This window comes from Paraburkholderia youngii (assembly GCF_013366925.1).
GTDB classification, from domain to species: domain Bacteria; phylum Pseudomonadota; class Gammaproteobacteria; order Burkholderiales; family Burkholderiaceae; genus Paraburkholderia; species Paraburkholderia youngii.
In genome coordinates this window covers 941,559-965,701 of record NZ_JAALDK010000002.1, presented here as the reverse complement: position 1 = coordinate 965,701, position 24,143 = coordinate 941,559, and the positions used below count along the sequence as shown (strand labels likewise).

Annotated in this window: 31 protein-coding genes; 13 read left to right on the top strand and 18 right to left on the bottom strand. The window is 63.9% G+C overall.

The features are described from left to right. Window positions 1–12 precede the first annotated feature (12 nt). A complete protein-coding gene (locus G5S42_RS35790) occupies window positions 13–387 on the bottom strand; it encodes a DUF3564 domain-containing protein (protein WP_176111453.1) in 375 nt (124 codons plus the stop codon). Window positions 388–689: 302 nt separating this feature from the next. Between G5S42_RS35790 and G5S42_RS35785 the strand changes: the two genes are divergently transcribed. The 3 genes from G5S42_RS35785 to G5S42_RS35775 all read left to right on the top strand — a co-directional run bounded on the left by G5S42_RS35785 (window position 690) and on the right by G5S42_RS35775 (window position 2,543). Next, window positions 690–1,679, top strand: a complete 990-nt coding sequence (locus G5S42_RS35785; protein ID WP_176111452.1) for a zinc-dependent alcohol dehydrogenase family protein — start codon at window positions 690–692, stop codon at window positions 1,677–1,679. 129 nt (window positions 1,680–1,808) lie between these two features. Then, window positions 1,809–2,045 (top strand): hypothetical protein, encoded by a 237-nt coding sequence (locus G5S42_RS44615; RefSeq protein WP_246392307.1) that lies wholly within the window; start codon window positions 1,809–1,811, stop codon window positions 2,043–2,045. A gap of 27 nt (window positions 2,046–2,072) precedes the next feature. Next, on the top strand, window positions 2,073–2,543 hold the full coding sequence (locus tag G5S42_RS35775) for a universal stress protein (protein WP_176111451.1): 471 nt from the start codon (window positions 2,073–2,075) through the stop codon (window positions 2,541–2,543). 32 nt (window positions 2,544–2,575) lie between these two features. On the opposite strand, the gene G5S42_RS35770 is transcribed toward G5S42_RS35775, so the two are convergent. The 3 genes from G5S42_RS35770 to G5S42_RS35760 all read right to left on the bottom strand — a co-directional run bounded on the left by G5S42_RS35770 (window position 2,576) and on the right by G5S42_RS35760 (window position 5,005). Next, window positions 2,576–3,676, bottom strand: a complete 1,101-nt coding sequence (locus tag G5S42_RS35770) for a PAS domain-containing sensor histidine kinase (RefSeq protein ID WP_176111450.1) — start codon at window positions 3,674–3,676, stop codon at window positions 2,576–2,578. Window positions 3,677–3,798: 122 nt separating this feature from the next. Then, window positions 3,799–4,581, bottom strand: coding sequence for a fumarate/nitrate reduction transcriptional regulator Fnr (fnr, locus tag G5S42_RS35765; protein ID WP_246392305.1), 783 nt, complete (start codon window positions 4,579–4,581; stop codon window positions 3,799–3,801). Window positions 4,582–4,597: 16 nt separating this feature from the next. Beyond that, entirely contained in the window at window positions 4,598–5,005 is a 408-nt protein-coding gene (locus tag G5S42_RS35760) for a response regulator (protein ID WP_176111448.1), read from the bottom strand. Window positions 5,006–5,253: 248 nt separating this feature from the next. Between G5S42_RS35760 and G5S42_RS35755 the strand changes: the two genes are divergently transcribed. Beyond that, window positions 5,254–5,715 carry a universal stress protein gene (locus tag G5S42_RS35755; protein WP_176111447.1) on the top strand — a complete coding sequence of 154 codons (462 nt, stop codon included), beginning with the start codon at window positions 5,254–5,256 and terminating at the stop codon, window positions 5,713–5,715. 43 nt (window positions 5,716–5,758) lie between these two features. On the opposite strand, the gene G5S42_RS35750 is transcribed toward G5S42_RS35755, so the two are convergent. Further along, a complete protein-coding gene (locus G5S42_RS35750) occupies window positions 5,759–6,262 on the bottom strand; it encodes a universal stress protein (protein ID WP_176111446.1) in 504 nt (167 codons plus the stop codon). Window positions 6,263–6,285: 23 nt separating this feature from the next. Beyond that, the gene (locus G5S42_RS35745) at window positions 6,286–7,125 is read right to left on the bottom strand and encodes a universal stress protein (RefSeq protein WP_176111445.1); all 840 of its coding nucleotides are present in this window, start codon (window positions 7,123–7,125) and stop codon (window positions 6,286–6,288) included. 199 nt (window positions 7,126–7,324) lie between these two features. Between G5S42_RS35745 and G5S42_RS35740 the strand changes: the two genes are divergently transcribed. Continuing rightward, window positions 7,325–7,675: a polyketide synthase gene (locus G5S42_RS35740; RefSeq protein ID WP_176111444.1), complete on the top strand. Its 351-nt coding sequence runs from the start codon at window positions 7,325–7,327 to the stop codon at window positions 7,673–7,675. Window positions 7,676–7,739: 64 nt separating this feature from the next. Then, entirely contained in the window at window positions 7,740–8,486 is a 747-nt protein-coding gene (gene phbB, locus G5S42_RS35735; protein ID WP_176111443.1) for an acetoacetyl-CoA reductase, read from the top strand. A gap of 5 nt (window positions 8,487–8,491) precedes the next feature. Here the strand turns inward: phbB and G5S42_RS35730 are convergent, their stop codons facing one another. Together G5S42_RS35730 and G5S42_RS35725 are read right to left on the bottom strand one after the other, a co-directional pair. Beyond that, on the bottom strand, window positions 8,492–8,869 hold the full coding sequence (locus G5S42_RS35730; RefSeq protein WP_176111442.1) for a type II toxin-antitoxin system VapC family toxin: 378 nt from the start codon (window positions 8,867–8,869) through the stop codon (window positions 8,492–8,494). Then, entirely contained in the window at window positions 8,869–9,105 is a 237-nt protein-coding gene (locus tag G5S42_RS35725; protein ID WP_176111441.1) for a type II toxin-antitoxin system Phd/YefM family antitoxin, read from the bottom strand. The genes G5S42_RS35730 and G5S42_RS35725 overlap by 1 nt, the downstream gene beginning before the upstream one ends. A gap of 208 nt (window positions 9,106–9,313) precedes the next feature. Between G5S42_RS35725 and G5S42_RS35720 the strand changes: the two genes are divergently transcribed. Next, a complete protein-coding gene (locus tag G5S42_RS35720) occupies window positions 9,314–9,628 on the top strand; it encodes a hypothetical protein (protein ID WP_176111440.1) in 315 nt (104 codons plus the stop codon). A 53-nt stretch (window positions 9,629–9,681) separates the two neighbouring features. Here G5S42_RS35720 and phaZ read toward each other — a convergent pair whose 3' ends face one another. Continuing rightward, window positions 9,682–10,980, bottom strand: a complete 1,299-nt coding sequence (phaZ, locus tag G5S42_RS35715) for a polyhydroxyalkanoate depolymerase (protein ID WP_176111439.1) — start codon at window positions 10,978–10,980, stop codon at window positions 9,682–9,684. A 354-nt stretch (window positions 10,981–11,334) separates the two neighbouring features. Here phaZ and G5S42_RS35710 point away from each other — a divergent pair, with 354 nt between their 5' ends. Next, a complete protein-coding gene (locus G5S42_RS35710) occupies window positions 11,335–11,574 on the top strand; it encodes a hypothetical protein (RefSeq protein ID WP_176111986.1) in 240 nt (79 codons plus the stop codon). Between the two features lie 40 nt (window positions 11,575–11,614). Here the strand turns inward: G5S42_RS35710 and G5S42_RS35705 are convergent, their stop codons facing one another. From G5S42_RS35705 to G5S42_RS35675, 7 genes are all read right to left on the bottom strand, one after another. Next, a complete protein-coding gene (locus tag G5S42_RS35705; protein ID WP_176111438.1) occupies window positions 11,615–12,613 on the bottom strand; it encodes a transketolase family protein in 999 nt (332 codons plus the stop codon). Continuing rightward, window positions 12,610–13,455 (bottom strand): transketolase, encoded by an 846-nt coding sequence (locus tag G5S42_RS35700; protein WP_176111437.1) that lies wholly within the window; start codon window positions 13,453–13,455, stop codon window positions 12,610–12,612. The genes G5S42_RS35705 and G5S42_RS35700 overlap by 4 nt, the downstream gene beginning before the upstream one ends. 32 nt (window positions 13,456–13,487) lie before the next feature. Then, on the bottom strand, window positions 13,488–14,813 hold the full coding sequence (locus G5S42_RS35695) for an MFS transporter (protein WP_176111436.1): 1,326 nt from the start codon (window positions 14,811–14,813) through the stop codon (window positions 13,488–13,490). Between the two features lie 108 nt (window positions 14,814–14,921). Continuing rightward, window positions 14,922–15,671: an SDR family NAD(P)-dependent oxidoreductase gene (locus tag G5S42_RS35690; RefSeq protein ID WP_176111435.1), complete on the bottom strand. Its 750-nt coding sequence runs from the start codon at window positions 15,669–15,671 to the stop codon at window positions 14,922–14,924. Window positions 15,672–15,835: 164 nt separating this feature from the next. Then, window positions 15,836–16,729 carry a LysR substrate-binding domain-containing protein gene (locus G5S42_RS35685; protein WP_176111434.1) on the bottom strand — a complete coding sequence of 298 codons (894 nt, stop codon included), beginning with the start codon at window positions 16,727–16,729 and terminating at the stop codon, window positions 15,836–15,838. A gap of 317 nt (window positions 16,730–17,046) precedes the next feature. After that, complete coding sequence (locus G5S42_RS35680; protein WP_176111433.1) at window positions 17,047–17,343, bottom strand: hypothetical protein; 297 nt, start codon at window positions 17,341–17,343, stop codon at window positions 17,047–17,049. Window positions 17,344–17,440: 97 nt separating this feature from the next. Then, the gene (locus G5S42_RS35675) at window positions 17,441–17,947 is read right to left on the bottom strand and encodes a PRC-barrel domain-containing protein (RefSeq protein WP_176111432.1); all 507 of its coding nucleotides are present in this window, start codon (window positions 17,945–17,947) and stop codon (window positions 17,441–17,443) included. Window positions 17,948–18,076: 129 nt separating this feature from the next. Here G5S42_RS35675 and G5S42_RS35670 point away from each other — a divergent pair, with 129 nt between their 5' ends. Beyond that, window positions 18,077–18,538 (top strand): hypothetical protein, encoded by a 462-nt coding sequence (locus G5S42_RS35670; protein ID WP_176111431.1) that lies wholly within the window; start codon window positions 18,077–18,079, stop codon window positions 18,536–18,538. A 19-nt stretch (window positions 18,539–18,557) separates the two neighbouring features. Here G5S42_RS35670 and G5S42_RS35665 read toward each other — a convergent pair whose 3' ends face one another. Beyond that, window positions 18,558–19,061 carry a flavin reductase family protein gene (locus G5S42_RS35665; protein WP_176111430.1) on the bottom strand — a complete coding sequence of 168 codons (504 nt, stop codon included), beginning with the start codon at window positions 19,059–19,061 and terminating at the stop codon, window positions 18,558–18,560. 444 nt (window positions 19,062–19,505) lie between these two features. Here G5S42_RS35665 and G5S42_RS35660 point away from each other — a divergent pair, with 444 nt between their 5' ends. Both G5S42_RS35660 and G5S42_RS35655 read left to right on the top strand, forming a co-directional pair. After that, the gene (locus tag G5S42_RS35660) at window positions 19,506–19,934 is read left to right on the top strand and encodes a TadE/TadG family type IV pilus assembly protein (protein ID WP_176111429.1); all 429 of its coding nucleotides are present in this window, start codon (window positions 19,506–19,508) and stop codon (window positions 19,932–19,934) included. A gap of 10 nt (window positions 19,935–19,944) precedes the next feature. Beyond that, complete coding sequence (locus G5S42_RS35655) at window positions 19,945–21,132, top strand: pilus assembly protein TadG-related protein (RefSeq protein ID WP_176111428.1); 1,188 nt, start codon at window positions 19,945–19,947, stop codon at window positions 21,130–21,132. Between the two features lie 157 nt (window positions 21,133–21,289). Here the strand turns inward: G5S42_RS35655 and G5S42_RS35650 are convergent, their stop codons facing one another. Further along, window positions 21,290–22,180, bottom strand: coding sequence for a LysR substrate-binding domain-containing protein (locus tag G5S42_RS35650; protein WP_176111427.1), 891 nt, complete (start codon window positions 22,178–22,180; stop codon window positions 21,290–21,292). Window positions 22,181–22,292: 112 nt separating this feature from the next. On the opposite strand from G5S42_RS35650, the gene G5S42_RS35645 reads away from it, so the two are divergent. Beyond that, window positions 22,293–23,540, top strand: coding sequence for an acyl-CoA dehydrogenase family protein (locus tag G5S42_RS35645; protein ID WP_176111426.1), 1,248 nt, complete (start codon window positions 22,293–22,295; stop codon window positions 23,538–23,540). Window positions 23,541–23,569: 29 nt separating this feature from the next. Continuing rightward, window positions 23,570–24,136, top strand: coding sequence for a flavin reductase family protein (locus G5S42_RS35640; RefSeq protein WP_176111425.1), 567 nt, complete (start codon window positions 23,570–23,572; stop codon window positions 24,134–24,136). Window positions 24,137–24,143 lie beyond the last annotated feature (7 nt).

Sequence of the window (24,143 nt, the reverse complement as noted above, 5' to 3'; positions counted from 1 at the left end):
TGTGGCTCCGAGTCACGCGTTTTCATCGCTTGCGAATACGCTGTTTTCCGGTTCCGTCCGTTCCACGTCGATGCATTGCACGCGCCAGTGGCCGCACATCAGGCTGCGGCCGCGTTCCGCGCACCATTGCACGCGGCCGACCTCGCCTTCGAACGGCCCGTCGAGCTGATTCAGATCGAGCCCCTCGAGCACGCAGACCGGCACCGTGCTATGCGGCGCGCACACGAGCGTATCGCCGCAATCCACATGCAAAGCGCCCCATTCGGGCAACTCGAGCCCGAAATGACCTTCGCGCGACCATTGCCGCGTGTCCTTGTCGAGCCAGAGAATGGCGAAGGCCATCGGGTTGACACGATCGAACGTGTCGAGATGAACGGTCAAGCGCATGACAAGTCTCCGCAATATAAATGGCTGGTTCGTATTGGCTAAGTACCTATCGCACGAGCGTGTGCGCGCCCACGAGCAGATAAGCTCGGATTCCCGCAATCACGGCACGGGCCCCCTATCAGGAATAAGATCAGTGTACGGGCGGCGAAACGGCCCTTATTGACCTCGATCAAACGGTTTAGGGCGGCGACCGATCGCGCGACACAATGGCACGCCTATGCTGATCTGATGAGAGCGGCGCGCAGCTCACGATCTGCATGACGTCAGCGTGCCGCCACCGAAGCGTCTGAAGGAGAAACCCGATGCGAGCGATGGTGTTCGACGGCAGCTCGGCGACGCTGACCGAGCGGGAAGTGCCGGACCCGCGGCCCGGCGCCGGCGAGATTCTGATCGACGTTCATGCCTGCGGCGTATGCCGCACGGACCTGCATCTGGTCGATCGCGAGCTTGAGCATCCGAAGCGGCCGGTGATTCCAGGCCACGAAATCGTCGGCGTGGTGGCCGAGTTGGGCGCGGGCGTCAGCGGTTTCAACGTGGGCGAACGGGTCGGCGTGCCGTGGGTCGGGCGCACCTGCGGTCACTGCCGCTACTGTCTGTCCGCCCGCGAAAATCTCTGTGAAGACGCCGGCTTCACCGGCTACACGATCGACGGCGGCTATGCCGAGCGCACGGTCGCCGATAGCCGCTACTGCTTCCATCTGCCGCCGCACTACAGCGATATCGAGGCCGCGCCGCTGCTGTGCGCGGGTCTGATCGGCTATCGCACGTTGAGCATGGCGGGCGACGCCGAACGGATCGGCATCTACGGTTTCGGCGCGGCCGCGCATCTCGTCGCGCAGGTCGCGCGTCACCGGCAGCGCACCGTCTATGCGTTCACGCGTCCGGGCGACCACGCGGCCCAGCAACTCGCGCTGCGCCTCGGCGCGACATGGGCGGGCGGCAGCGACGAGGCGCCGCCCAGCGAACTCGACGCCGCACTGCTGTTCGCGCCGGTCGGCGCACTGGTGCCGCTGGCGCTGCAGGCGGTCGCGAAGGGCGGCGTGGTGGTGTGCGGCGGGATTCATATGAGCGACATTCCGTCGTTCCCGTACGCGTTTCTGTGGGGCGAGCGGCGCGTCGTGTCGGTCGCCAATCTGACCCGCGACGATGGGCTTGCGTTCATGCGCAGCGCCGCGGAGACCCGGCTCGCGATCGAGACGACCACCTACCCGTTGCGCGACGCGAACCGCGCGCTCGACGATCTGCGCCACGGCAAGCTGACCGGCGCGGCCGTGCTCGCGGTCCACTCATGATTTGTTCGCGAGCCATGGTCGCTTGATGCAGATCAAGCCGCCCGCCGCGCCGGCGTTCATTATGTAAGCGGGCACCGTTGGGCGCCCCGTCTCGGTCGGAGGCGCGACGCGACGATCCGAGGAAAGCCGATGAACACTGCTGCCGAGCGCAACACCTTCCACCGCGTGATGATCGCGTCCGCGGGCGGCACCGGACTGGCGCTCGCCCGCATGTCGCCCGGCAGTTCGTCGCCGCGGATGCGCGCTTTCGTCTCGTCGACCGCGACCAGCACGCGGCTCACCGCCGCGGCATACGCGAGGCACGCCGCATCCGGGCAGTGCGGGCGGGCCCTTTTATCTGCAGCAGGGGCGCGCCACGCGCGTTGACAAATCCAACCTCAGTGGAGAATCGGCATGTACCAACATATCCTCGTCGCGCTGGACGGCAGTAGCTTCTCGAAACGCGCGCTGAAAGAAGCGGTGACTCTCGCCGCGTTGACGAAGGCCGTCGTGCATCCGGTTTATGTAGTCGACAAGACGCCGATCTTTTCCTATGCCGGCTATTACGACCCGCTCGCGCTAGTCGAAGCATTGCGCCAGGACGGCCACTCGGTGCTCGAGGAGGCCGAGCAGGCCTGCGCCGCCGCCGATGTGCGCTGCCGGCCCGCGATGATCGAGTCGGAGAGCCTGTCCGACGATGTCGCCACGATCGTGCTGCGCCACGGCGAGCAGGTCCACGCCGATCTGCTCGTGCTGGGCACGCATGGGCGACGCGGCGTGCGGCGCCTCGTGATCGGCAGCGTGGCGGAGCGGGTGCTGCGTTTCTCGACCTGTCCGGTGTTGCTGATGCGCGAGCAAATCAGCGAGGAAGCGCCAGAGGAGTAATCCGCGGTAGCGGGGCGCGGCGGCGTGGAGCACTACACGAGCGCGTCGGCTGGTATCTGGATCGAGATCCTGAAACCATGGCCCGGCGAGCTGATGAACGACACGTTGCCGCGCAACTGCCGCACACGTTCGCGAATGCCAAGCAGCCCGAATGAAGTTGTTCCCTGCGCATGATCCAGCGCGACACCAACGCCGTCATCGTCGATATCGAGCGATACGATCGGGCCCGCGCAGGTCATGTCGATGCGTACGCGCCTCGCCTTGGCGTGCCGCGCGACGTTCGTCAACGCCTCCTGAACGATGCGAAACAGCGCCGTCGCCGCGAATTCGCCGCATACCGGCTCGGCGGGTTCGAGATGCACGCTGGAGCGCACGTTGTAGCGTTTCGTGAAGTCTTCGGCCAGCCAGTCGAGCGCGGCGGCGAGTCCGAGGTCGTCGAGCAGCGGGGGGCGCAGATCGGCGGCGATGCGCCGCAGCGAAGCGGCCATCCAGTCGATCTGCTGTTGCAGCTCACGCGTTTGCGCCGCAAGCGGCTCAGTGTCGGCTTGCTTGTTCAGCTTCGCTTCGAGCAGCGCGACGCTCATTTTTAGCGCCGTCAGCCGTTGGCCGAGATCGTCGTGCAGTTCGCGCGCAATCCGTTTCTGCTCGTTTTCACGGGCGATGTGCGCGTGCGTGGATACCTGGCTCGCGCGTTCGAGTTCCGCGAGACGCATGCGCTCGGTCAGATCGCGCGTGACCTTGGCGAAGCCGAGCAGCGCGCCCGACGCATCGTGCACGGCGGAAACGACCGCATTAGCCCAGAAACGCGAGCCGTCGCGACGCACACGCCATCCTTCGTCCTCGGCGCGGCCTACGGCTGCGGCGGTTTCCAGTTCGCGCGCGGGCTTGCCGGCCGCGATGTCTTCCGGGGTATAGAACTTCGAGAAATGCTGGCCGATGATTTCTTCGGGCGTGTAGCCCTTGATGCGCTGTGCGCCGGGATTCCAGCTGGTGACGCGGCCGGCGGGGTCCAGCATGAAGATAGCGTAGTCCTGCACCGCCTCGACCAACATGAAATAGCGATCCTCGACGGACACGTCCGACCCGGACGCAGCACTGGTGAAGCAGGAAGACTCGCCGCTCGATAGACCCATCGCTCCTCCAGGCGGCCACGCAAGGTCGCATACCGCAACGCACTGAGTTATATCAGTTCAGGAGCGCCTGTTCCACCCGGCATGTCCCGCGAACGAACGTGGGTCGAGCGTCGCGCCGGTGCTCAAACCCGAGCCAGTCGTTCCGGATCTTCGATGCGGATCGTTTTGCCGTTCGCCTTGACGAGGTGCTCGCGCTGGAACTTCGAGAACATCCGGCTCACCGTTTCGAGTTTCATGCCCAGAAAGCAGCCGATTTCCTCGCGCGTCATGCGCAGATGAAACTCCGCCGCGGAAAAGCCGCGCGCCTTGAAGCGCTTCGACAGATTCAGCAAAAACGTCGCGACGCGCTGTTCGGCGGTCATCGTGCCGAGCAGCATCATCTGGCTCGATTCGCGCACGATCTCGCCGCTCATCATCTGATAGATGTGATGCTGCATCGGTTTGATCTCGCGACAGATCGCCTCGAGCTGCGCGAACGGAATGATGCACACGACGCTATCTTCGAGCGCAATCGCATCGCAATTCTGCTTGCCCTCGCCGATGCCGTCGAGGCCAAGCGAGTCGCCGGCAATCTGGAAGCCAGTCACGTGCTCGCGACCGTCGCGATGCATGACCACGGTTTTGAATGAGCCGGCGCGTATCGCGTAGATGCTTTGAAACTCGTCGCCCGCGCGATACAGCGCGTCGCCGCGTTTGATCGAGCGCGTCGCGCAGATCAACGCATCGAGCCGGCTCAGTTCGTCCGGTGTCAGCTCGGGCGGCATGCAGATCGCGCGCATCGCGCAGGTGGAGCAGCCCGTGACGGCGTGGCGTGCCGCCGCGGTGCTGGGCGCGACGTGGATCGGTACGACGTGCGAGGTGCGAGGCGCGTCGTGGCGGGGTTCACGGACTGCGGCAACTTGCATGATCGGCTCCTGGCGGTCAGACCCGGTGCGCACGACGCGCATAGGCAATCGCTTCGATGGCGCGGCAGGCGAGCTCGAACTCCGAGGTCTTGTCGAAGAAGAAGTCGGCGCCCGCCGCTTCGCACGCGCGGCGAAACGCCGTCGCGTCATGATTGGTCAGCACGATGCTGACGATGGACGGCCGCACCCGCGCTAGCGCAGCGAGCAGCAGGAGGTCGGTCTTGCCCGAGAAGCACGGGTCCAGCACCGCGACATCGGCGCGACTCGCGACGATGTCGTCGAACGCGTGCTCGACGCCCGCCGACTCGCCGGCGATTTCGATGCCGGGAATCAGCGCGATCAGGCAAGCAAGCCGGCGCCGGACCTCGACCGCATCGTCGACGAGGAAGACTCTCGATAAGGTGGCTGACGGGGCGGTGTCCATACCAACCAGTATTGGCGACCTAATCTTGGAAACATATCGGCAGCGCTTTAAGCGGTGCTAGGAGTCCAGGTAGTGGTTGTAGGATTATTCCTAGTGGGTTGCTGGCGATGTCGTCCAGCAGCGGCAGCGCCGAGCGGCGGCCCGTTGACCAGCGTCAAGCCGAGTGGCGGGGCGCGCTTCACACTGTCGGTGCAAACGCGCGAGGGCACCACTTCGGGTCATGCCAGCGCTTTCAGAGGGAGTCCGACATGTATGCACGAATTCTGGTTGCACTCGACGACAGTCCCAGCGCGCAGCGCGCCTTCGCCGAGGCGCTGAAGCTCGCGAAGCTGACGGGCGCCACGCTCGAAGCCTGCTGCGTGGTGGGGCACGGCAAGTGGTCGGACAATGCCGACGTGGCTTTCGAGCCGGAACCGGCGGGCGCGGCGCAAGATTTCGCCAGCCGCGCGCTCGATGGCCCGCGCGAGCTGTTGCGCGAGGCGCAGGTGCCGGGCGGCGTGCGGGTGATCGACGCTTACGCCGAAAACGTGTCGGCGGTGCTCGCGCGCGTCGCCGACGAAATCCAGGCCGATCTGATCGTGATGGGCACGCATGGCCGCCGTGGCGTGCAGCGCTTTCTGCTCGGCAGCGTCGCAGAGTCGCTCGTGCGGTCGACCGACATACCGGTGCTGATCGTGCGGCATGACGAACAAGCCTACCCTCGGCCCTGAAGCGCCGCGCAGAGCCAGTTTCTAGCGGCTCAGGCGAGTTCGCTCAGGCGGAGCCGCTGTCGGCGCTGTCCGGGGCTGGCTGGACGCGCGTCGCGCCGCTCGCCTGCGCGGGAATCATCAGCACCGGGCAACAGGCGCGGCGCAGCACGCGCTCGGCGACGCTGCCGAGCATCAGCCGTTGAAACCCGCGGCGGCCGTGCGTGCCCATCACGATCGCATCGGCGTGCCATTCGCGCGCCGTCTCGACGATGCGATGCGCGACGTCTTCGCCGGTGGTCGCGGCTTCGACGGTGCGGGCCGTGCCCTTGACCCCGCGTGCGCTCATCCGGCTCTGCGCGTCGGCCGCGATCCGCTTGCCTTCCTCGATGAACGCGTCCTCGATCGTGGAAGGGTCGAAGCCGGGCGCGTCGTAAGCGATGATGGGTGCGTCGATCACGTACAGCGGCATCAGCTCGGCGCCCGATTCGGCGGCGAGGGTCAGCGCGGCGTCGAACGCGCGCGAGGCCGTGGCGCTGCCGTCGAGCGCGACGAGTAGGCGGTGAAACATGGCGGGCTCCTTAAGCGCGCACTTCAGTGCGACAACAGCACCGGCACGCTCATCGATTCGAGCATCGTGCGCGTCGCGCCGCCCAGCACGACTTCGTGCAGACGCGAATGCGCGTAGGCGCCCATCACGATCAGGTCGCAGCCGAGGTCGGCCGCCTGCGACAGCAGCGCGTCGCCGACCGGCGCGCGGTCCGCGACGCTCAGCTCGCGCACGTCGATCCTCACGCCGTGACGCGCGACGGTGAGTGCGATGTCGTCGCCGGCAGCCGTGCCCTGCGGCGGACGATCGGCCGACGAATGAACCGTCAGCAGCGTCACTTTGGCCGCGTGCGCGAGGAACGGCAGCGCGTCGTGGATCGCGCGGGTCGCTTCGCGGCTGCCGTCCCACGCGATCAGCGCGTGGCGGCCGGGCGCCGCGAAGGTGCCGCTCGACGGCACCAGCAACACCGGCCGCCCGGCCGACAGCACGATGTGCTCGACGAACTGTTCGGCGACGAACGCGTCCGGGTCGGTCGGGTCGGGCTGGCCGAGCACGATCAGATCGGCGACCCGCGCATAGGGCGGCACGACGTCGTTCGCATAGCCGTTCGCGGCGATCCACTGGCCGTCGACGTTCGCGCGCGCGAGTTCCGCGCGAAACAGCCGCTCCAGCGCGCTGGCACGCTCGTGGCGCAGGCGCTCGTGCTCCGCATAGTAGTCGGCGGTGCCGGCCATCACGAAGAACGCGTGCCGCGGCGGCACGTACGTCGAAAACAGGCCGGTCAGCGTCGCATGAAAGCGGTGTGCGAGCTGCAATGCGATCTCGAGACGCGGATGTGCACGAACGCTCGTATCGAGGTGAACGAGAATGCTTTTGTAGCTCATCGCCAAAGCTCCGTGACAGAACGTGGGAAACGGGCGCAAGCGGGCTCGCGCCCGTCGTCAAATGGAGTCTATGGGCCCGGCGGGCGAGCCTGTTGATGCAGATCAAGCGCGGGCCGTCGCGAGCTCGATACGGTGGCAGACGCGCTCGACGGTTTGCAACCGCGCCTGGCAATCCTATGCTGTCCTCTGGAGGGCAGCGATGATGGCATCCGAATCCGACGCGCCGCTCGGACGCTTCGCTTCACCATGGACCTCGACGGCATCCGGACAGCCCGAAGGCTGGTTCGATTACGCGTCGGCGTATCAGACCGCGCAGGGCGCGGCGCGCGAGTACGCGGCGCGGAGTTTCGCCGACTGGAGCAAATCGATCGCCTTCGCCGTACAGCGCGAGGCGGAGTGGTTCGACGCGGCGAACCGCGCTTGCGCTGCGTGGTCTGCGTGGTGGCAGGCGGCGTACGGCATCGCGCCGGGCGTCGCGCCGCTCGCGGGCGGCTTGAGCGCGTGGTGGTGGAGCTCGCAGAACGCGCTGCCGTTCGCGGGCGTCGTTTAGCCGCGCGGGCCGGCAAAGCCGGCGTGCGCACCGTCAATGGCAGACACGGCAAGGAGGAGTTCAGATGGGAACGGATCGCGTGGCATTGGTCACAGGCGGGATGGGCGGTTTGGGCGCGGCGGTCAGCCGGGCGCTTCATGACGCGGGTATGACGGTCGCGGTGACGCACTCGACGCACAACGATCACGTGCCGACCTGGCTGCAGCACGAGCGCGACACGGGGCGCGACTTTCACGCATATGAAGCCGACATCGCCGACTTCGATTCCTGCGCGCGCTGCGCGCAACGCGTGCTGACAGAACTAGGCGCGGTCGACGTGCTGATCAACAACGCCGGCATCACGCAAGACACGAGCTTCGCGAAAATGAGCAAGGAGCACTGGGACGCCGTGCTGCGCACCGATCTCGATGGCCTGTTCAACATGACCAAGCCGCTGTTGCCCGGCATGCTCGAGCGGCGCCACGGCCGTATCGTCAACGTGGGGTCGGTCAACGGCTCGCGCGGCGCCTACGGGCAAACCAACTATTCATCGGCCAAAGCGGGCGTGCACGGCTTTACCAAGGCGCTTGCGCTCGAAACCGCGAAGCACGGCGTTACGGTGAACACCGTGTCGCCCGGTTACCTCGCGACCGCGATGGTCGAAGCGGTGCCGCGCGAGATTCTCGACACGAAGATCCTGCCGCAGATCCCGGTCGGCCGGCTCGGACGTCCGGACGAGGTGGCGGCGTTGATCGCGTTTCTATGCTCCGACGAAGCGGCTTTTATCACCGGTGCCGATATTGCGATCAATGGGGGGATGCATATGCATTGAGTGTCCTAGACGGCGATAACCAGGTCTGTGTATTTCGACAGGTGGCCGTCTGAACTCAGCAAGCGCAACGGCTCCGAAAGAGCTTGTGCGACCAGAAGCCGATCAAATGGATCCTTGTAAATATCGGGCAAATCTCGAACCAGAGCGGCATGCACTGCCCGCACGGGCAATTCCAGAAAGCCGCTCGCTTCGATCTCAGAAACGAGGAGATTGACGTCCACCTCGAGCTTTCCAAGACCGGCTTTGATCGAGGCCTCCCAGATACTCGCGCTGCTGACGAAGACCTCGCTTGCATCGAGTATCAGCTTACGGGCAGCTTTGGTCAGCTTGCGATCGTCCGTGACTGCCCAGAGGAAAACGTGCGTATCGAGAAGGAGTCGCATCAACGCCCTTCGAATGCCGCGATAACGTCATCGGGCAAGGGTGCGTCAAAGTCGTCCGCAATGCGAACCTTCCCCTTCAGTCCACCAAACCGCCGAACGGGCTTGGCATATTCCATCGGTACGAGCCGCGCTGCCGGCTTGCCGGCCTTTGCGATCACGATCTCCTCACCGCTGGCCGCGGCATCGACGAGGCGCGAAAACTGGCTCTTTGCTTCGTGGATATTGACTGTCTGCATAACTGCTCCTAGTGGGCTAAGTCCATGTTAGTCCGGTCCGGTATGGCAGTCACGTGACTATCACTAGCTGATTGCCACACTGCCTTCACCGCGCTTGACCCACGTCAATGACCGCCACTCCGACAGGAACAAGATAAGCCCATAGCGAGCGCCTGGACTTGCATTTGCGTGGAACAGGTCCGTTCGACACTTGCGACGGGAGGCGAAGATGGGCATTGATATGCAGATCGTCTACCTTGGTTTCGCGGGTGCCGCACCGCTCGAAGCGGAAGCAGGTGCGCAACTGGTGCGTCTCGCGCGGTTTGGCGCGCTCGTGTCGCACTGCCATCTCGCCATCGAGGCATTGCGCCCGGGATCGGCGCGTCCGCTGTATGACGTGCGGCTCGATCTCGTCACGCCCGCGCGCGAACTCAAGCCCATCGCGCACTGCGCTGACGACGACGCCAAAGCGGCGATCCGCCGCGCGTTCGATGTGGCGGAACTGGCCCTGGAAGCCGCGATCGGCATGGAGCGCGGGAACTGAGCAAACTGGCGTCGTGACGTGACGCGCGGACTGCCGGCGTTGTCGCGGCCACCTCACGCCGGTCTGCGGTCCGCCGAACCCCTGGCCTCGCGGCGCGGCTGGCAAACCTCCGACGCGGCGTGTTCGACATCGCGCCAGAATTCGCAGAGGCCCGGATAAACCGCATCGCGCCAACGCGGACCGATGAACAGGTCATAGTGATTGCACTGCTCGATGGTGATTTGCCGCGCCGTCCGCATCGGCGATGTATCGCACAGCGCATGCGCGCAATGTGTTTGCCCCGCGCCGGTGATCTCGTCGCTGTCGCCCTCGATCGTGCACAGCGGAGTATCGCGCAGCGCGGCGATCCGCACCCGGCGCCCGGCGACCGACCATAAATCACGCGGCAACAGATGTTCGTGAAACACCACGCGAAGCATGTCGAGGAAGTAGCACTCCGTCATATCGAGGACCGCCGCATATTCGTTGGCCGAGCGCAGCGCCCGCTGCGCACCGGGGATGTCGCCGGCGAGCCAGCGGGACCAGTAGTCCGCTTCCAGCCGCAACTGCCGCTCCGGATGCGCGGCAAAAATCGCGGCCTGCTGGATGAATCCCGGATACACGAGACGTCCCGCGCCGCGATAGGGCGGTGGAACGATATCGATCGCATGATCGTGGAACCACTCGAGCGTATGCGAACTCGCGAAGCGGTCCGTGACGGTTGGGTTCAAACGGGTATCGATCGGGCCGCCCAGCAGCGAGATGCTCGCAAGCGGGGCGGCCTCGTCCACTGCGAGCAGCGCCGCGGCGCCGAGCGCGGGCACGCTCGCCTGACAGATTGCGACCACATGAACCGGCGACCCGAACGCGCGGGCGGTGCCGATGAAGCTATCGAGCGCCTGCACGTAGTCGTCGAGCGATAGCGGGCCCGCTTCGAGCGGAACGTCGCGCGCATCGGTCCAATCGGTCACGAATACGTCACGTTCTTCGAGCAGCGTCTCGACGGTCTCGCGCAGCATCACCGAGTGATGTCCGGCGAGTGGCGCGCACAATAGCACTGGCGGTTTGGTGTCAGTAGGTGGTGTAGGCAGGTTGCGCTTGAATCTGAGCAGCGCGCCGAGTGGCAACGAGGCGACGACGTTTTCGTCGACGCTCACGCGGCGACCGTCGACGGCAACCGAGTGGATCGCGAATGGCGGCGTTCGCTCGAAAGCGCAGGTCGATCTCAGCAGCCAGTGGCTGAACGCGTCGGCCGCATGATTCGGGCTGGGCCAGCCCGTTTGCGCGCTCGGCATCGACCCCGAATCGGTTAGAACTCTCCTGACCATCGCGCGAGCGAGGCGTTGTTGTGCGTCGATAAAGGCGTACCACATGATGAACCCCGGCGTTCGTCGATCATGAGGGCAGCGTTGCCGCACCGGCACGAACTCGTGACGCGGGTACGTCGCAAAAGCTTACCGCGAAACTTCGGCGCGAGGGCCTGAAATCGATGCGAGCGCGGTGCATGGCGCCTTAGCATCTGACATGCACGGGTCGTTGCGCGTTTTCCCGGCAGGGTTTTCACGCGCTAGCGTGAATCTGAAGCGAAGCTGAAGGCATCGGGCGATCGATCGGCGTCGAGCGTGACTCACGGTTCGCGTTGACACTTGACCTGGATCAACGAGACAGGCGTTGCACGGACCTACGCTGACGGTGGCAGCCGCTCGCCACAACCCGAGGAGCATCCAATGGCCATATCAGCAAACGCGCAGCAAGGGACCTGGTCCGTCAGTGTCCACACGGAGGAAGCGCAACAAGGCGGGTTTCAGGCGACGATCCATGTCAAACATGTGTCGCCCGAAGGTGACTTCGAACGCACCTTTCAGCAATCGCAGGTGTTCGCCGTGGAAAGAGAAGCGGTACTCGAAGGGCTGCGCGAAGGCATGACATGGATCGCGCTGAAGACGACGCGGACCATCGGGGTGTAAAGCCGATGAGGCCCGCGCGGTGTCATGACAACGTGCGACGTCAATCGAGCCACGTTTTGATCGTCGCAGTCATCGCGTTAGTGGAGATGCCATACAGATCGTGCAGCGTCGGCAGCGCACCAGCGGCGAGGAACGCGTCGGGCAGCGCGATTTGCCGGAACGGCGGCGCAACTCCAGCGCTGAGCAGCGTGCGCGCCACGGCTTCGCCGAGTCCGCCGATCACCGTATGGTTCTCCGCGACGATCACCATGCGGCCCGTGCGCTTCGCTTCGCGCAGGATCGTCACGGTGTCGAGCGGCTTGATGGTCGGCACGTGCAGCACCGCCACACCGACGTTATCTGCCTCGAGTGCCTTCGCGACTTCGAGCGAGCGCATCGTCATGATCCCCGACGAGATCAGCAGCACGTCGTTGCCGTCGCGCAGCAGCTTCGCCTTGCCCAATTCGAAGCGATAGTCGTATTCGTCGAGCACGGCGGGCACGTTGCCGCGCAACAGGCGTGCATAGACCGGCCCTTCGTGTGCGGCAATGGCCGGCACCATCTGCTGGATATCGAGCGCGTCGCACGGATCGATCACCGTCATGTTCGGCATCGCGCGCATCAGCGCGAGATCTTCGGCCGCCTGGTGACTCGGGCCGTAGCCGGTCGTCAGGCCCGGCAACGCGCAGACGATCTTCACGTCGAGATTGTCTTCGGCGATCGTTTGATGAATGAAGTCGTACGCGCGGCGCGTTCCGAACACCGCGTAGGTCGTGACGAACGGCTGCGCGCCTTCGTGCGCGAAGCCGGCGGCCGCGCCCATCAGCAGTTGCTCGGCCATGCCCATCTGGTAGTAGCGGTCCGGAAATTCCTTCGCGAAGATATGCAGGTCGGTGTACTTGCCGAGATCGGCCGTCATGCCGATCACGCTCGCCTTGGTGCGCGCCAGTTCGACCAGCGCGTGACCGAACGGCGCCGAACGCGTGACCTGTCCTTCGGCGGCAATCGACGCGATCATCGCCGAGGTTTTAAGGCGCGGCTTATTTGCAACGGTACTCATGCTTGTCTCCCGGCTTCGAGCGCTTCGAGCGCGAGTTGCCATTCGTGTGCATCGACGCGGATGAAGTGATTCTTCTCGCGCGCTTCGAGGAACGGCACGCCACAGCCCATCTTCGTATCGCAGACGATGATGCGCGGTTGCGGCTTGTCGTGATGACGCGCGTTGTCGAAGGCGCGCTTCACCGCGTCGATGTCGTTGCCGTCCAGGCGCTGCGTGTACCAGCCGAATGCTTCGAGCTTGTCGACGAGTGGCTCGAACGCCATGATCTGCGTTGATGGACCATCGGCCTGCTGGTTGTTTACGTCGACGATCGCGATCAGGTTGTCGAGCTTCCAGTGCGCGGCCGACATCAGGCCTTCCCAGACCGCGCCTTCGTCGAGTTCGCCGTCGGAGAACAGCGTGTAGACGAAGGAGTCCGACGCTTTGCGCTTCAATCCGAGGCAGCGGCCGACGGCGATCGTCAGCCCCTGGCCGAGCGAGCCGCCCGACATCTCCATGCCGGGCGTGTAGCTCGCCATGCCGGACATCGGCAGACGGCTGTCGTCGCTGCCGTAGGTTTCGAGTTCATCGGCGGGCAGGATGCCGGCTTCGAACAGCGCCGCGTATAAAGCAATCGCGTAGTGGCCATTCGACAGCAGGAAGCGGTCGCGGCCTTCCCATTCGGGGTCTTCGGCGCGGTAACGCATCGCGCCGAAGTAGGCGACGGCCAGCACGTCGGCGATGTCGAGCGCCTGGCCGATATAGCCCTGGCCCTGTACTTCGCCCATCAGCAACGCGTTGCGGCGGATGCGGTACGCACGCTCGGCGAGCGTGACCGACTCGGTGATGGTCTCAGTGTCCATCGGTAACTCCTGTAGCAGGTCGAGAAAGGGGTTCATCGGTTCACGGATCGCGCGGGCACCAGAAAGACCAGCAAGGCGCCCAGCGTTACCGCGGCGGAAATGAAGATCAGCCCGGCGGTGGACTTGCCGGTCAGATCGTTGAGCCAGCCGACGATCGCCGGAGAGAAGAAGCCCGCCAGATTCGCGAAGCAGTTCACCGCGGCGATACCGGCCGCCGCGGACATGCCGCCGAGCAGCGCGGTCGGCAGCGACCAGAACTGCGACGACGAAGCGAGAATGCCTGCCGACGCAACGCTCAGACACACGATCGACGCACCCACGCTGCCAAGCAGCGGCAACGTCGCGAAGCCGGCGGCGGCGACCAGCATCGGAATCGCCAGGTGAAAGCGGCGCTCGCGGCGACGATCCGCGCTCATGCCGATCAGCGGCAACGCGACGATCGCGCACAGATACGGAATCGCGGTGAACAGGCCGACCAGCAACGGATCGGCGACGCCGGCCTTGCGGATGATCGTGGGCAGCCAGAACGTCAGGCCATACTGGCCCAGCACCACGCAGAAGTAGATCGCGGCCATCAGCCACAAGCGCCGGTCACCGATGAAGTCGCGAATCGACACGTGCGTGACCGTCTGTTGCGCATCGTTCGCGACGTTGCGTGCGAGCAGCGTTTTCTCCGCATCGTTCAACCACTTCGCTTTGGCGATGCCGTCGTCGAGATACAGCAGAATCGCGATGCCGAGCACGAGCGACGGCAGCGCTTCGAGCAGGAACAGCCATTTCCAGCCCGACATCGACAGCGCGCCGTGCAGCGAATGCATGATCGCGCCGGACAGCGGTCCGCCGATGATGCCCGCGAGCGGAATCGCCATGAAGAACAGCGACAACGCCTTGGCGCGACGCTGCGCCGGGAACCAGTAGGTCAGGTAAAGGATCACGCCGGGCGCAAAGCCGGCCTCGGCTACGCCGAGCAGAAACCGCAGCACATAGAACGCGGTAGGTGTTCTGACGAACACGAAGCTCGCGGAGATGACGGCCCACGTCAGCATGATTCGCGCAAGCCAGCGGCGCGCGCCGACGCGATGAAGAATGACGTTGCTCGGCACCTCGAACAGGAAGTAGCCGAGAAAGAAGATGCCGGCGCCCATCCCGTACACCGTTTCGCTGAATTGCAGATCGTTGAGCATCTGCAGCTTCGCGAAGCCGACGTTCACGCGGTCCAGATACGCGCCGAGATAACACAGCATCAGGAATGGAATCAGCCGCCGGGCGACTTTCGCATAGGTCCGCGCTTCGAACGTGAGTTCGTCGTTTCGCGGTATCACGTCGCCTGCAACGGTCGCGGTGTATTTCGCTTTCATCGATGTCTCCTGGGTGCCACGGCAGGCGCTGCTGCGCGTGCCCGCGGCCACGTGCCCCGGATAGTGTCCCGGGTGCGTTGCTTGCGCCGTCTGGCGGCGCGCAGTGTGTCAGTGAATCAGCATGCCGCCGTTGACGTCGAGCGTGATCCCCGTCAGGTAGCTCGACAGGTCGCTCAGCAGAAACAGGCACGCGTTCGCGACGTCCGCGGCGTCACCGAGCCGGCCGAGCGGAATGCCTTTGATGATGTCCTCGCGCATCGCGGGCGTCAGTTTGTCGCCCGTGATATCCGTATGGATGAGGCCCGGCGTGATCGAGTTCACGCGGATATGGTTCGCGCCGAATTCACGCGCCATCGCCTTGGCGAGGCCGAGCACGCCCGCTTTCGCGGCGCTGTAGTGCGGGCCGCCGAAGATGCCGCCGCCGCGCTGCGCCGAGACCGAGGACATGCAGACGATGCTGCCGCCGTTCTGCTCCTTCATCGCCGGGAGCACCGCTTGCGACATGTACAGCGTGCCGCGCAGATTGACGTCGACGATCGCGTCGAAGTCCTTGCCGCCGATCTCGAGCGTGCGCACCGGCTGCGTGATGCCCGCGTTGTTGACGAGACCGTCGATGCGTCCAAAGCGCTGCAGCGTCTCGCGCGCGGCCGCGATGCAGGCGTCCTTGTCGGTTACGTCGCAAGCCAGACCGAGATGCTTCGCGCCGAGCTCGGCGGCCGCGCTTTGCGCATCTTCGCGGCGCAGATCGAGGATCACGACGCTTGCGCCTTGCGCGGCCAGTGCGCGGGCCGTGGCCTTGCCGATGCCTCGCGGCGACGCCGCACCCGTCACGATGATGGTCCGGTTCTCGAGCAACATGGTTTGTCTCCTGTGTGTTGACTGGTGCCCAGAGTGTCGGCTCGCGAGGCGCCCGCATCAACGCGGAAACGTTCAGCAATAGCTGAGAAAAATTCAGATGACGGATGGAGCGCACGCGCGGCGCTGTGCCAGGCGTGCAGCCGGACGCGAACGAAAACGCGGATTCAGCCCCGCAAGTCGGCGGCCGCTTCGCGCTCGATCCACGCAAGAAAGCGCTCGACGCGCGGCAGGTCCGCGTTCTGCGCCGGATAGACGAGATGGTGGGCACCGACTTCGACCGCGAAGCTGGCGTCGAACACGGGCGCGAGCAGGCCTTCGCGTATCTTCACCGATGCGAGCATCAGGCTTTCGAGCGCGATGCCGAGCCCGAGCGCCGCGGTTTCGAGCGACATGTACGAGCGGTCGAACGAGAAGTCGAAGGTCTTGTGCGCGGCGGAGACACCGGTCCTGCCGAACCACTGTTTCCACTGCACGAGCGGCGACTCCGAATAAATCAGCCGATGCGACAGCAGGTCTTCCGGCGTCTTCACCGGATGTTGCGCGAGGTACTTCGGCGACGCGAGCGGCGCGATGAACTCGCCGCGCACCGTTTTGACTTCGACGTTGGTCCAGTTGCCGTAGCCGTGGCGCACGTCGATGTCGTAGAAGCCGTTCGAGAACGACACGTTTTCGTATGAGCAGGCGACGTTCAGCTGGATGTCGTCGTTCGCTTCCTGGAACGAAGACAGTCGCGGCAGCAGCCACATCAGGCCGAAGCTCGGGCTCGAATGCACGCGCAGGATCTCGACGTCGGTACGGCTCGACGCGCGTTCGGTCGCGCGGCTCAGGTCCGCGAGCGAGCCCGTCACGTCGGCCAGATAACGCTCGCCGGTCGGCGTCAGCACGAGTCCGCGGCCGGAGCGCTGGAACAGCGCCTGCCCGATGATCGATTCGAGGTTGCTCAGCTGATGACTCACCGCCGACGCGGTCAGGCCAAGTTCGTCGGCCGCGCGATTTACGCTTTTCGTGCGCGCAACGCTTTCGAACGCGATGATCGCCTTCAGCGGTGGGATGCGCATAGTGAATTTTTTTTCAGTTGCAGTTGAAGGAAACCGCCTTGTTCGCGAGTGATGCGCACTGCCATTCTGCCCGTAAGCCGCACCGATACCGATATGGCGCAGTGCACCATTGCGCAGGAGACAGACCGCCGTGCATTATCCGTTTTTCTTCGCCGCACGCGATCTGCGCGGCGTTCTCGCTAGTCAGGCAAGCTTCGCTCGACATCCGTCATACGCCTATTGTGCCGCCTGACGGCATGCGCAAGCTTCGCGGTTATGCGCTGCTCAAACGCTATGACCTGATCGCCGCCCGGCGATGAGCGTGCGAATGCGGCGCTTCAACGCGTCGCCGCTTCGTCTTCCGTCTCGCTCGCCTCGCGCGTCGACTTCATTGCCGGTGCTTGCTGATTCACGTCGTCGACGACCTCTGGTTGCTTGCGCTCCAGCAAGCCGGCGACCGGATGCCCGCTCTGCCGCCGGCCGGAACGCCCCGCATACGCGCAACAAGCGCCGACTACGAATGCGCCCAGCGCGGGCAGCGGAAGCGCAAGGCTGAGAAACACCGAACCCGTGCCGATTGCCACCCACGCGACGAAGGATATGTTCTTTCGATTGACTAGTGCGCGTCGGATCATCGTCGTTTCTCCTTTGCCGCGCGCCGCGCCTCGTGTGCTCGTCGCAAGACGGTGGCGTGCGTGAGATAGCGGTGCTGGAGCGTCGGGACGAGGGTCTTCAGATCCCGGTGGTCGGATCGATACGTGCGGCGGGATCGCTTTCGACGACACCGCGTGTGGCTTCCCAGTACGGTTCGCGATGATAGAACTGGTGGACCGACGCGCCCCATGCGCGATCGGCCATCGCCGGCCAATGGTCCTTGTCGAAGCCCGGCGAACTTTTCACCTGCTCGGCCGTGGCGTCCAGCTGGAAGCACTTGCGGTCCGTGTCGAGCGTCAGCGCGCGCCAGGGGATCGCGTGCAAGGTGCCGCCGATGCCGAGAATGGCGCCCTCCGTCAGCACCGCATACGCGATGCGGCCGCTGCGCACGTCGAGCATGATGTCGGAAATCTTGCCGAGGTCCTGGCCGTCGGAAGACAGTACCTTGTTGCCGTCGAGCGTGGCGGCGGCCATTACGTCGGGGCCGGGACCATCGCCAACACCACCGCCGGCGATCCGTGCGCCGGTGGCCGGCTGTGCGGGAGTCGAGGAGGCGTTCGGGTCGAGAGGATCGGGCAGGTCCATGTTGAAACTCCTGATTTCCACGGAATACCTGTCCTGCGCAAGACGCGTACCTGATGCAGGATTCGACGACTAGAATAAAACCATGCCGTGTCGAGACGGCTGCGCTGCGCCCGCAGAGGGGGAGCGATCATGCGTTGTGGAATCGTTGGTCTATGCACTGGCGTGGCGGGCGCATTTGCGCTGTGTGGCTGCGTCTATTACGGTCCCTATTCGTACTATCCGGGAGCGGGTGGTTATTACGCCTGCACCAGCGGGGCGGCCACCGCCACCACGGAATCAGCGACCGGCAGCGCGCCTACGGCGGCAAGCGGGACGGCCGGCGCGAATCCGGCGCCAAACGATTTGCCGTTGTCGGGACAGGATTGCACCTATGTCGCGGTTCCTGCGCCTGCTTATTACGGCTATCCCGGGTATTACGGTTATCCGGGCTACTACGGGTATCCCTACGGCTACCCATACGGTTATCCATGGGCTGGCTACTACGGATGGTGGGGACCGTCAGTGGTGATCGGAGGCTACTGGGGCGGTGGCTATCATCATGGCGGCTACTACGGCCACTGGCACGGCGGACATGGCGGGCACTGGCATTGAGCAGCCAGCGCGCCACCCACTACGAAAACGTCCCGGGATAAAGGTCCTCGCTCATATCGAGATTGCCGGTCTGCGCATAGATCAGCGGCTTTCCGCCCGCGCCCGCTAGCGCGCCATCGACGACACGCCCGATCACCACCCGATGATCTCCCGCCGCGATGTCATCGACCACCCGGCACTCGAAATGCGCGAGCGCATCGACCAATAGCGGCGCGCCGGTCACGCAGGTACGCCAGCGAGTCGTCGCGAGCTTGTCGACGGCGCGGCCCGACTGCGTGCCGAAGTGCTCGGCGAGCTTCTGTTGATCCGCGCGCAGCACGCTGATCGCAAACACCGCGCCGCTGCGCAGCAGTTCGTACGACTGATGCTCGGGACTGATGCCGAGCGCGACGAGCAATGGTGCAAACGAAACCTGCATCACCGAGCTTGCGGTGAACGCATTGCGGCGCTCGCCGTCCGCTACGCCGATCACATATACGCCTGACGTCAGATGCCGGAAAAGCCGCGCGATCCTGTTGCTCATAGGGGTTGAACCATTCCAATGTGTTGTCGTCGTCGATCGCCGCTTTGCCGCTATTGCAGAAGAATTGTGCGGCAGCGCGCAGAATTTCCCGCTTTGGCTCGTATGCTTTGAAGCATAAACGGAAGCCAAAATGACAACCAGATGGCTTCCCGAGGCCCTTCGCATTCAGCAATCACATGCGGAGCGTGGCACTCATCGTCGGGGGGCATCATGAGAAATCAAGCGAAGAGCACCGTCGCGATTCCATCACATTTCAAACGTACCACGTCATCGATGTTACCTCGATGTGTGCTGGCTCGTTGCCGTTCAGTCACCCCAACTTCGATTTCCTGGCGCTAGCCGCGCCGTTGCGAAATACAAGATCGCGTCCACCGAATCAGCGTCCGGAGCAGAGCGCAAGCTTTAGCGAACAGGATGCGGTCGGCGAATGTTGCGTGACCGCCTATGGAGTCAAATGATGAACCTGAAAAAAAGCAAAAGGGTGTGGTGGCCGTCGAAACCGCGCTCGTACTTCCGCTTCTGTTGCTGATTGTGTTCGGAATCGTCGAGTTCGGCCTGGCTCTGTACGACCAGGCTGTCATCACCAACGCCGCCAGGGAGGGCGCGCGGGCGGGCATCGTGCTAACGAGTCCCAGGCCCACGACCACGGACATTACGAGCGTCGTGACCGGCTATACGTCCTCGTACCTGATTTCGTTTGCGGCGAAAAACCCCACGCCATCGGTCTCGGTGACCAACGCAGGCGGGTCGTTCGGCACCGCGTTGGCGGTCAAGGTCTCGTACACGTTCACGGGGTTGTTGCTCGGCCCCCTGATGAACCCGTTGACTGGGCCGATCACGTTGAGCTCCACGGCCACGATGAATAACGAATAAGAAGATCATCATGCGTAACGTCCATACCCTGCGTACTCAGCGCCGCGCCAAATCGATGAAGAAGCAGAAGGGCGCGGTGGCCATCATGGTCGCCTTGCTGCTGCTTATGCTCCTCAGCTTCGCGGCGCTCGCGATCGACATTGGCAACCTGATGGTGGCCCGCACTCAGGCACAGACTGCCGCGGACGCCGCGGCGCTTGCAGGGGCACAGTGCCTCTATACCCAAGCCAGCAACGCTAGCTGTAACAACGCGAGCGCGGCCAATCCGGATTGGAACGACTCGCAGACCGTGGCTGTTTCGTTCGGGCCGAAGAACAACGTGCAGGGGGCGGCCGTGCAGTTGCATACGTCGGATGTCACTACGGGCTATGTGAATGTGACCAATGTTGCGGCTGGTGTATCCCAGGCCACCGTGCCGGTAGCAAGCGGAAAGATCGTGCCTGCGGTCCAGGTGACGGTCCACAAGGACGGAACCGACTCCAACGGTAGCGTCCCGCTGTATCTGGCGCAAGTGCTGAACATCGCGTCGCTGAAGACGAGTGCGACGGCGACCGCGGTCGTGGCTAGTCCGGGAACCGCTGAAGTTGGGGCACTGTTCCCGGTCGTGATGTCGCAATGCCTGTACAACTCCTACTGGAATTCGGCGACCAACTCCCCCAAGCTTGCTACCAGTACAACCGACCCCCAAGCGGCCAACAACGGCACGCCCATTCCGCAGACGATCGGCCAACCGTACATCTTCGGGATCAGAGCGTCGTACCAGGCCGCCAATTGCAACGCAGGACAATGGACGTCCCTCTCTTCTGCTAACAGCCAGCTTGGTTCCGACGCCATAGTCGGGTTGATGACGAGCGGAAACGCGAGTCCGATGTCTATCGGCCAACCGATTTATCTCGAGACGGGCCTGAATAGCAATGCGTTCCACAATGTTGGAACCTGTAGTCAGATTCCGGCGGGTTCGGCGGGTAGTTGTGCCTGGGTGACGGTAGCCGTGGTGAGTAATGTTACGGGGGGACAGGGGAGTACCCCGCCGATCGTCGCATTCGGGTGCCTGCACATCCTGAACGAGACAGGCAGCGGCACCAACGCACTGATCACCGTTCAGATGGGCAACGATCCGAACTACTGCAAAAACAGCCAGATGGACGGCATTGGCCCCAACTATGGGACGATCATGATGCCCCGGTTGGTTCAGTAACATTGCCATCGAGGCGCGCTTCACGGCATGGCAACTCTGCGGCGTAGCAGAAGCCCGCCTCAACGCTATCTGATCAGGACGCCTACACCCAGTCAGCGCGACTCAACCTATAGTCGCTGACTCGACAATGCCGTGCGCAGTGTCCCTGGCCACGCGCTCATATCGACGCTCGAAGCCGCGCCAACAGCCACTTCTTGAAAATCTTGAGTTTCGGGTTGAGGTCCTCGCCCTTACGGTAAAGGAGGTGGTACCCGTGTCGGATGGTGCATGTGTGCGGGATGGCCTGCACCAACCGGCCGTCCCGGAAGTCCTGCTGAAACAGGAACAAGGGCACCAAGCCGAAGCCGAGACCTGACATGGCGGCTTCGCGCATCATCAGCATCTGCAGAAAGCGCGGGGATTTGCCGAGGCTTGGCATCTGCAGTCCGTGCTGTTCGAAAAACTTCTGCCAAGGTTCTTCGCGCGTGCCGGCAATGCTCAGCAACGGGGCCGTGAGCAAGTCGGCGGGTTCATGCACATCGACCTGCTGCTTCATGCGCGGCGAGCAAACCACGCCCGCCTCGGTCGTGTCGAGCAGGCAGATCGAATCGTAACCGGGCCACGGGGGTGAGCCATAACGGATGCGAGCATGGACGGGCGCGTCGTAATCAAGTTCCTTGAGTTCCTCGGCCAGCACGTCCACCTGGATATCCGGGAATTTGGCGCGGAACTCGCTGATGTTTTGGACCAGCCAGAGGGTGAAGCCAACGTTGACGGAAAGGATCAGCGTCGACTGGTCTGCGCTTTCCTTCAGCCGGCTGCCCGCCTCGGCAATCTGGTTCAGGCCCACCGTAATCTGTTCGTGATAGGTCCTGCCGACGGGTGTCAGTGAAATCCAGCGGCCATTGCGTTCGAACAGGCGAACCTCGAGTTGTTCCTCGAGCGTCTGGATCATGCGGCTGATCGCGCCCTGGGTCACGTGGAGTTCGGCGGCCGCCGCGGTAAAGCTTTGCAGGCGGGCAGCGACCTCGAAATATCTGACGGCTGTCAGAGAGGGAAGGCGCTTCATTTCAAACGTTCTTGCATGAGTTGAACTCATTCTAGCGTACAAGGAATCGTTTTAGATCGGGTACTTACCCCACCTACACTGTGCTCACTCGAACTACATCGATAGAGACGACATGAACGCAGTGATTGAAACCCAACCCTTCGCGGCCACCGAGGGCGAAGCCTACCGCCAGCGCGCGCTGAAAGCGGGCGAGGCATTCCTGAAGGCTGTCGACGCGATTCTTCCGGTGCTGCGCGCAGGCCGCGAGCAGTCCGAGCGCGAGTGTCGCGTTCCCGATGCCAGCGTCGAGGCCATGCTCGATGCCGGCGTGTTCCGCAGCCTCACGCCGCTGCAATACGGCGGCCTGGAACTCTCTCCGGCGGACTTCTACGACGGCCTGATGCGCATTGCCCAATGCGACAGTTCCGCGGCGTGGATCGCCGGCCAGATCGTCTGCCACAACCTCGAAATCGCGGCGATGGACCCGCAGATGCATGAGGATTTCTGGGGCGTCTATGGTCCGGACGCCCGTGCCTCCAGCTCTTACGCGCCGCTCGGCAAGACCGAACCGACCAAGGGCGGCTATATCCTCGATGGCAGATGGACCTTCTCCAGTGGCGTCGATTTTGCGCACTATGTCGTGCTCGGCGGTGGTGAGCGCAATTTCCTGGTGCCGATCAAGGATCTGGTCATCGACCACGACAGCTGGGACGTGCAGGGCCTGCGCGGCACCGGCAGCAAGGCGGTCACGGCGAACAAGGTGTTCGTGCCGAATCACCGCATCCACGTGATGGTCGATGTCGTCAACGACATTAACCCTGGCTACGAGGCGATCCAGACACCGCTGTATCGCGGCGTGTCGTGGATGACGGTGTTCTACGCGACGGCTGCCAATACCGTGATCGGCACGGCGCTGGAAGGCGTGAACCTGTTTCTTGAACAGTCCCGCAATCGTTATACGAAGATGGGCACCGGGGCACGCCTGGCCGAAAACCCCATCCTCCATCTGAAGCTCGCGGACGCGTTGACCCGCATCAACGACATTCGCACGCGGACCCTGAACAACTGGCGGCATATTTTCGATCAGGCCTGCAAGGGCGAACCGATTTCGCATCTGGAGCGTCTGCGCGTGCGCTTCGAATCGGCCGATTCGTTCGCCGCCTGCTTCGATGTCCTGCATGACATCTGGCCGATGGTCGGCGCAGTGGCTTCGCAGAGCTCCAATCCGATGCAGCTGATCTTCCGCAACCTGATGGCGGCGCGCACGCACGGCACCGGCGGCAAGGAGCTCGCGGCGAGCGCTTATTCGCGGGCGCTTCTGGGTCTGCCGGCGCCCGAATTCAAGGTCAACGACTTCGCCACTGCCGCCTATTGGCGCTAATCCCGCAGACATCACGGAGCGAAAACGCAATGATGATTCAACAGCAATTCGTCGCGGACATGCGGCCGTGGGCCCTGCTGGAGCGTGGCCGCCCGCTCGATGACAGCCGCTCATTCCGACGCTGCCTTGGTCAGTATCCGACTGGGGTGACGGTGATCACGGCCAGTCATGACGGCGGTCCGGTCGGCATGACGGTGAATTCCTTCGCCTCTGTCTCGCTGGACCCGCCATTGATCCTATGGTCGATCCGGCGCCAGTCGAGAAATGTCGAGGCTTTCAGGAGCGCAGAGCATTTCGTGGTGAACATGCTCGCGCACGACCAGGTCCAGGTGTCGCAGTGGTTCTGCACGAGTCATCCGGAGAAGTTCGAGCTGGTGTCGTGGGTGGCGGGGCTCGGCGGTGCGCCGTTGATCTACGGTGTGGTTGCGCAGCTGGAATGCCAGCGCGTTTCCGTCCAGGAAGCCGGCGATCACCTGATCCTGATCGGCGAGGTCAAGCAATACGCGCATTTCGACGGCAAGCCCCTGACGTTCAGCAATGGCGAATACGCGATGACGCAGGGGCTGCCGCGCGAGCATCACGGCGCACCCAATTGACAGGGGA

What these genes read in the sequence shown, in the direction of transcription:
- G5S42_RS35790 (WP_176111453.1), bottom strand. Translation starts at nt 387, where the DNA reads ATGCGCTTGACCGTTCATCTCGACACGTTCGATCGTGTCAACCCGATG.
- G5S42_RS35785 (WP_176111452.1), top strand. Translation starts at nt 690, where the DNA reads ATGCGAGCGATGGTGTTCGACGGCAGCTCGGCGACGCTGACCGAGCGG.
- G5S42_RS44615 (WP_246392307.1), top strand. Translation starts at nt 1,809, where the DNA reads ATGAACACTGCTGCCGAGCGCAACACCTTCCACCGCGTGATGATCGCG.
- G5S42_RS35775 (WP_176111451.1), top strand. Translation starts at nt 2,073, where the DNA reads ATGTACCAACATATCCTCGTCGCGCTGGACGGCAGTAGCTTCTCGAAA.
- G5S42_RS35770 (WP_176111450.1), bottom strand. Translation starts at nt 3,676, where the DNA reads ATGGGTCTATCGAGCGGCGAGTCTTCCTGCTTCACCAGTGCTGCGTCC.
- fnr (WP_246392305.1), bottom strand. Translation starts at nt 4,581, where the DNA reads ATGCAAGTTGCCGCAGTCCGTGAACCCCGCCACGACGCGCCTCGCACC.
- G5S42_RS35760 (WP_176111448.1), bottom strand. Translation starts at nt 5,005, where the DNA reads ATGGACACCGCCCCGTCAGCCACCTTATCGAGAGTCTTCCTCGTCGAC.
- G5S42_RS35755 (WP_176111447.1), top strand. Translation starts at nt 5,254, where the DNA reads ATGTATGCACGAATTCTGGTTGCACTCGACGACAGTCCCAGCGCGCAG.
- G5S42_RS35750 (WP_176111446.1), bottom strand. Translation starts at nt 6,262, where the DNA reads ATGTTTCACCGCCTACTCGTCGCGCTCGACGGCAGCGCCACGGCCTCG.
- G5S42_RS35745 (WP_176111445.1), bottom strand. Translation starts at nt 7,125, where the DNA reads ATGAGCTACAAAAGCATTCTCGTTCACCTCGATACGAGCGTTCGTGCA.
- G5S42_RS35740 (WP_176111444.1), top strand. Translation starts at nt 7,325, where the DNA reads ATGATGGCATCCGAATCCGACGCGCCGCTCGGACGCTTCGCTTCACCA.
- phbB (WP_176111443.1), top strand. Translation starts at nt 7,740, where the DNA reads ATGGGAACGGATCGCGTGGCATTGGTCACAGGCGGGATGGGCGGTTTG.
- G5S42_RS35730 (WP_176111442.1), bottom strand. Translation starts at nt 8,869, where the DNA reads ATGCGACTCCTTCTCGATACGCACGTTTTCCTCTGGGCAGTCACGGAC.
- G5S42_RS35725 (WP_176111441.1), bottom strand. Translation starts at nt 9,105, where the DNA reads ATGCAGACAGTCAATATCCACGAAGCAAAGAGCCAGTTTTCGCGCCTC.
- G5S42_RS35720 (WP_176111440.1), top strand. Translation starts at nt 9,314, where the DNA reads ATGGGCATTGATATGCAGATCGTCTACCTTGGTTTCGCGGGTGCCGCA.
- phaZ (WP_176111439.1), bottom strand. Translation starts at nt 10,980, where the DNA reads ATGTGGTACGCCTTTATCGACGCACAACAACGCCTCGCTCGCGCGATG.
- G5S42_RS35710 (WP_176111986.1), top strand. Translation starts at nt 11,335, where the DNA reads ATGGCCATATCAGCAAACGCGCAGCAAGGGACCTGGTCCGTCAGTGTC.
- G5S42_RS35705 (WP_176111438.1), bottom strand. Translation starts at nt 12,613, where the DNA reads ATGAGTACCGTTGCAAATAAGCCGCGCCTTAAAACCTCGGCGATGATC.
- G5S42_RS35700 (WP_176111437.1), bottom strand. Translation starts at nt 13,455, where the DNA reads ATGGACACTGAGACCATCACCGAGTCGGTCACGCTCGCCGAGCGTGCG.
- G5S42_RS35695 (WP_176111436.1), bottom strand. Translation starts at nt 14,813, where the DNA reads ATGAAAGCGAAATACACCGCGACCGTTGCAGGCGACGTGATACCGCGA.
- G5S42_RS35690 (WP_176111435.1), bottom strand. Translation starts at nt 15,671, where the DNA reads ATGTTGCTCGAGAACCGGACCATCATCGTGACGGGTGCGGCGTCGCCG.
- G5S42_RS35685 (WP_176111434.1), bottom strand. Translation starts at nt 16,729, where the DNA reads ATGCGCATCCCACCGCTGAAGGCGATCATCGCGTTCGAAAGCGTTGCG.
- G5S42_RS35680 (WP_176111433.1), bottom strand. Translation starts at nt 17,343, where the DNA reads ATGATCCGACGCGCACTAGTCAATCGAAAGAACATATCCTTCGTCGCG.
- G5S42_RS35675 (WP_176111432.1), bottom strand. Translation starts at nt 17,947, where the DNA reads ATGGACCTGCCCGATCCTCTCGACCCGAACGCCTCCTCGACTCCCGCA.
- G5S42_RS35670 (WP_176111431.1), top strand. Translation starts at nt 18,077, where the DNA reads ATGCGTTGTGGAATCGTTGGTCTATGCACTGGCGTGGCGGGCGCATTT.
- G5S42_RS35665 (WP_176111430.1), bottom strand. Translation starts at nt 19,061, where the DNA reads ATGAGCAACAGGATCGCGCGGCTTTTCCGGCATCTGACGTCAGGCGTA.
- G5S42_RS35660 (WP_176111429.1), top strand. Translation starts at nt 19,506, where the DNA reads ATGGAGTCAAATGATGAACCTGAAAAAAAGCAAAAGGGTGTGGTGGCC.
- G5S42_RS35655 (WP_176111428.1), top strand. Translation starts at nt 19,945, where the DNA reads ATGCGTAACGTCCATACCCTGCGTACTCAGCGCCGCGCCAAATCGATG.
- G5S42_RS35650 (WP_176111427.1), bottom strand. Translation starts at nt 22,180, where the DNA reads ATGAAGCGCCTTCCCTCTCTGACAGCCGTCAGATATTTCGAGGTCGCT.
- G5S42_RS35645 (WP_176111426.1), top strand. Translation starts at nt 22,293, where the DNA reads ATGAACGCAGTGATTGAAACCCAACCCTTCGCGGCCACCGAGGGCGAA.
- G5S42_RS35640 (WP_176111425.1), top strand. Translation starts at nt 23,570, where the DNA reads ATGATGATTCAACAGCAATTCGTCGCGGACATGCGGCCGTGGGCCCTG.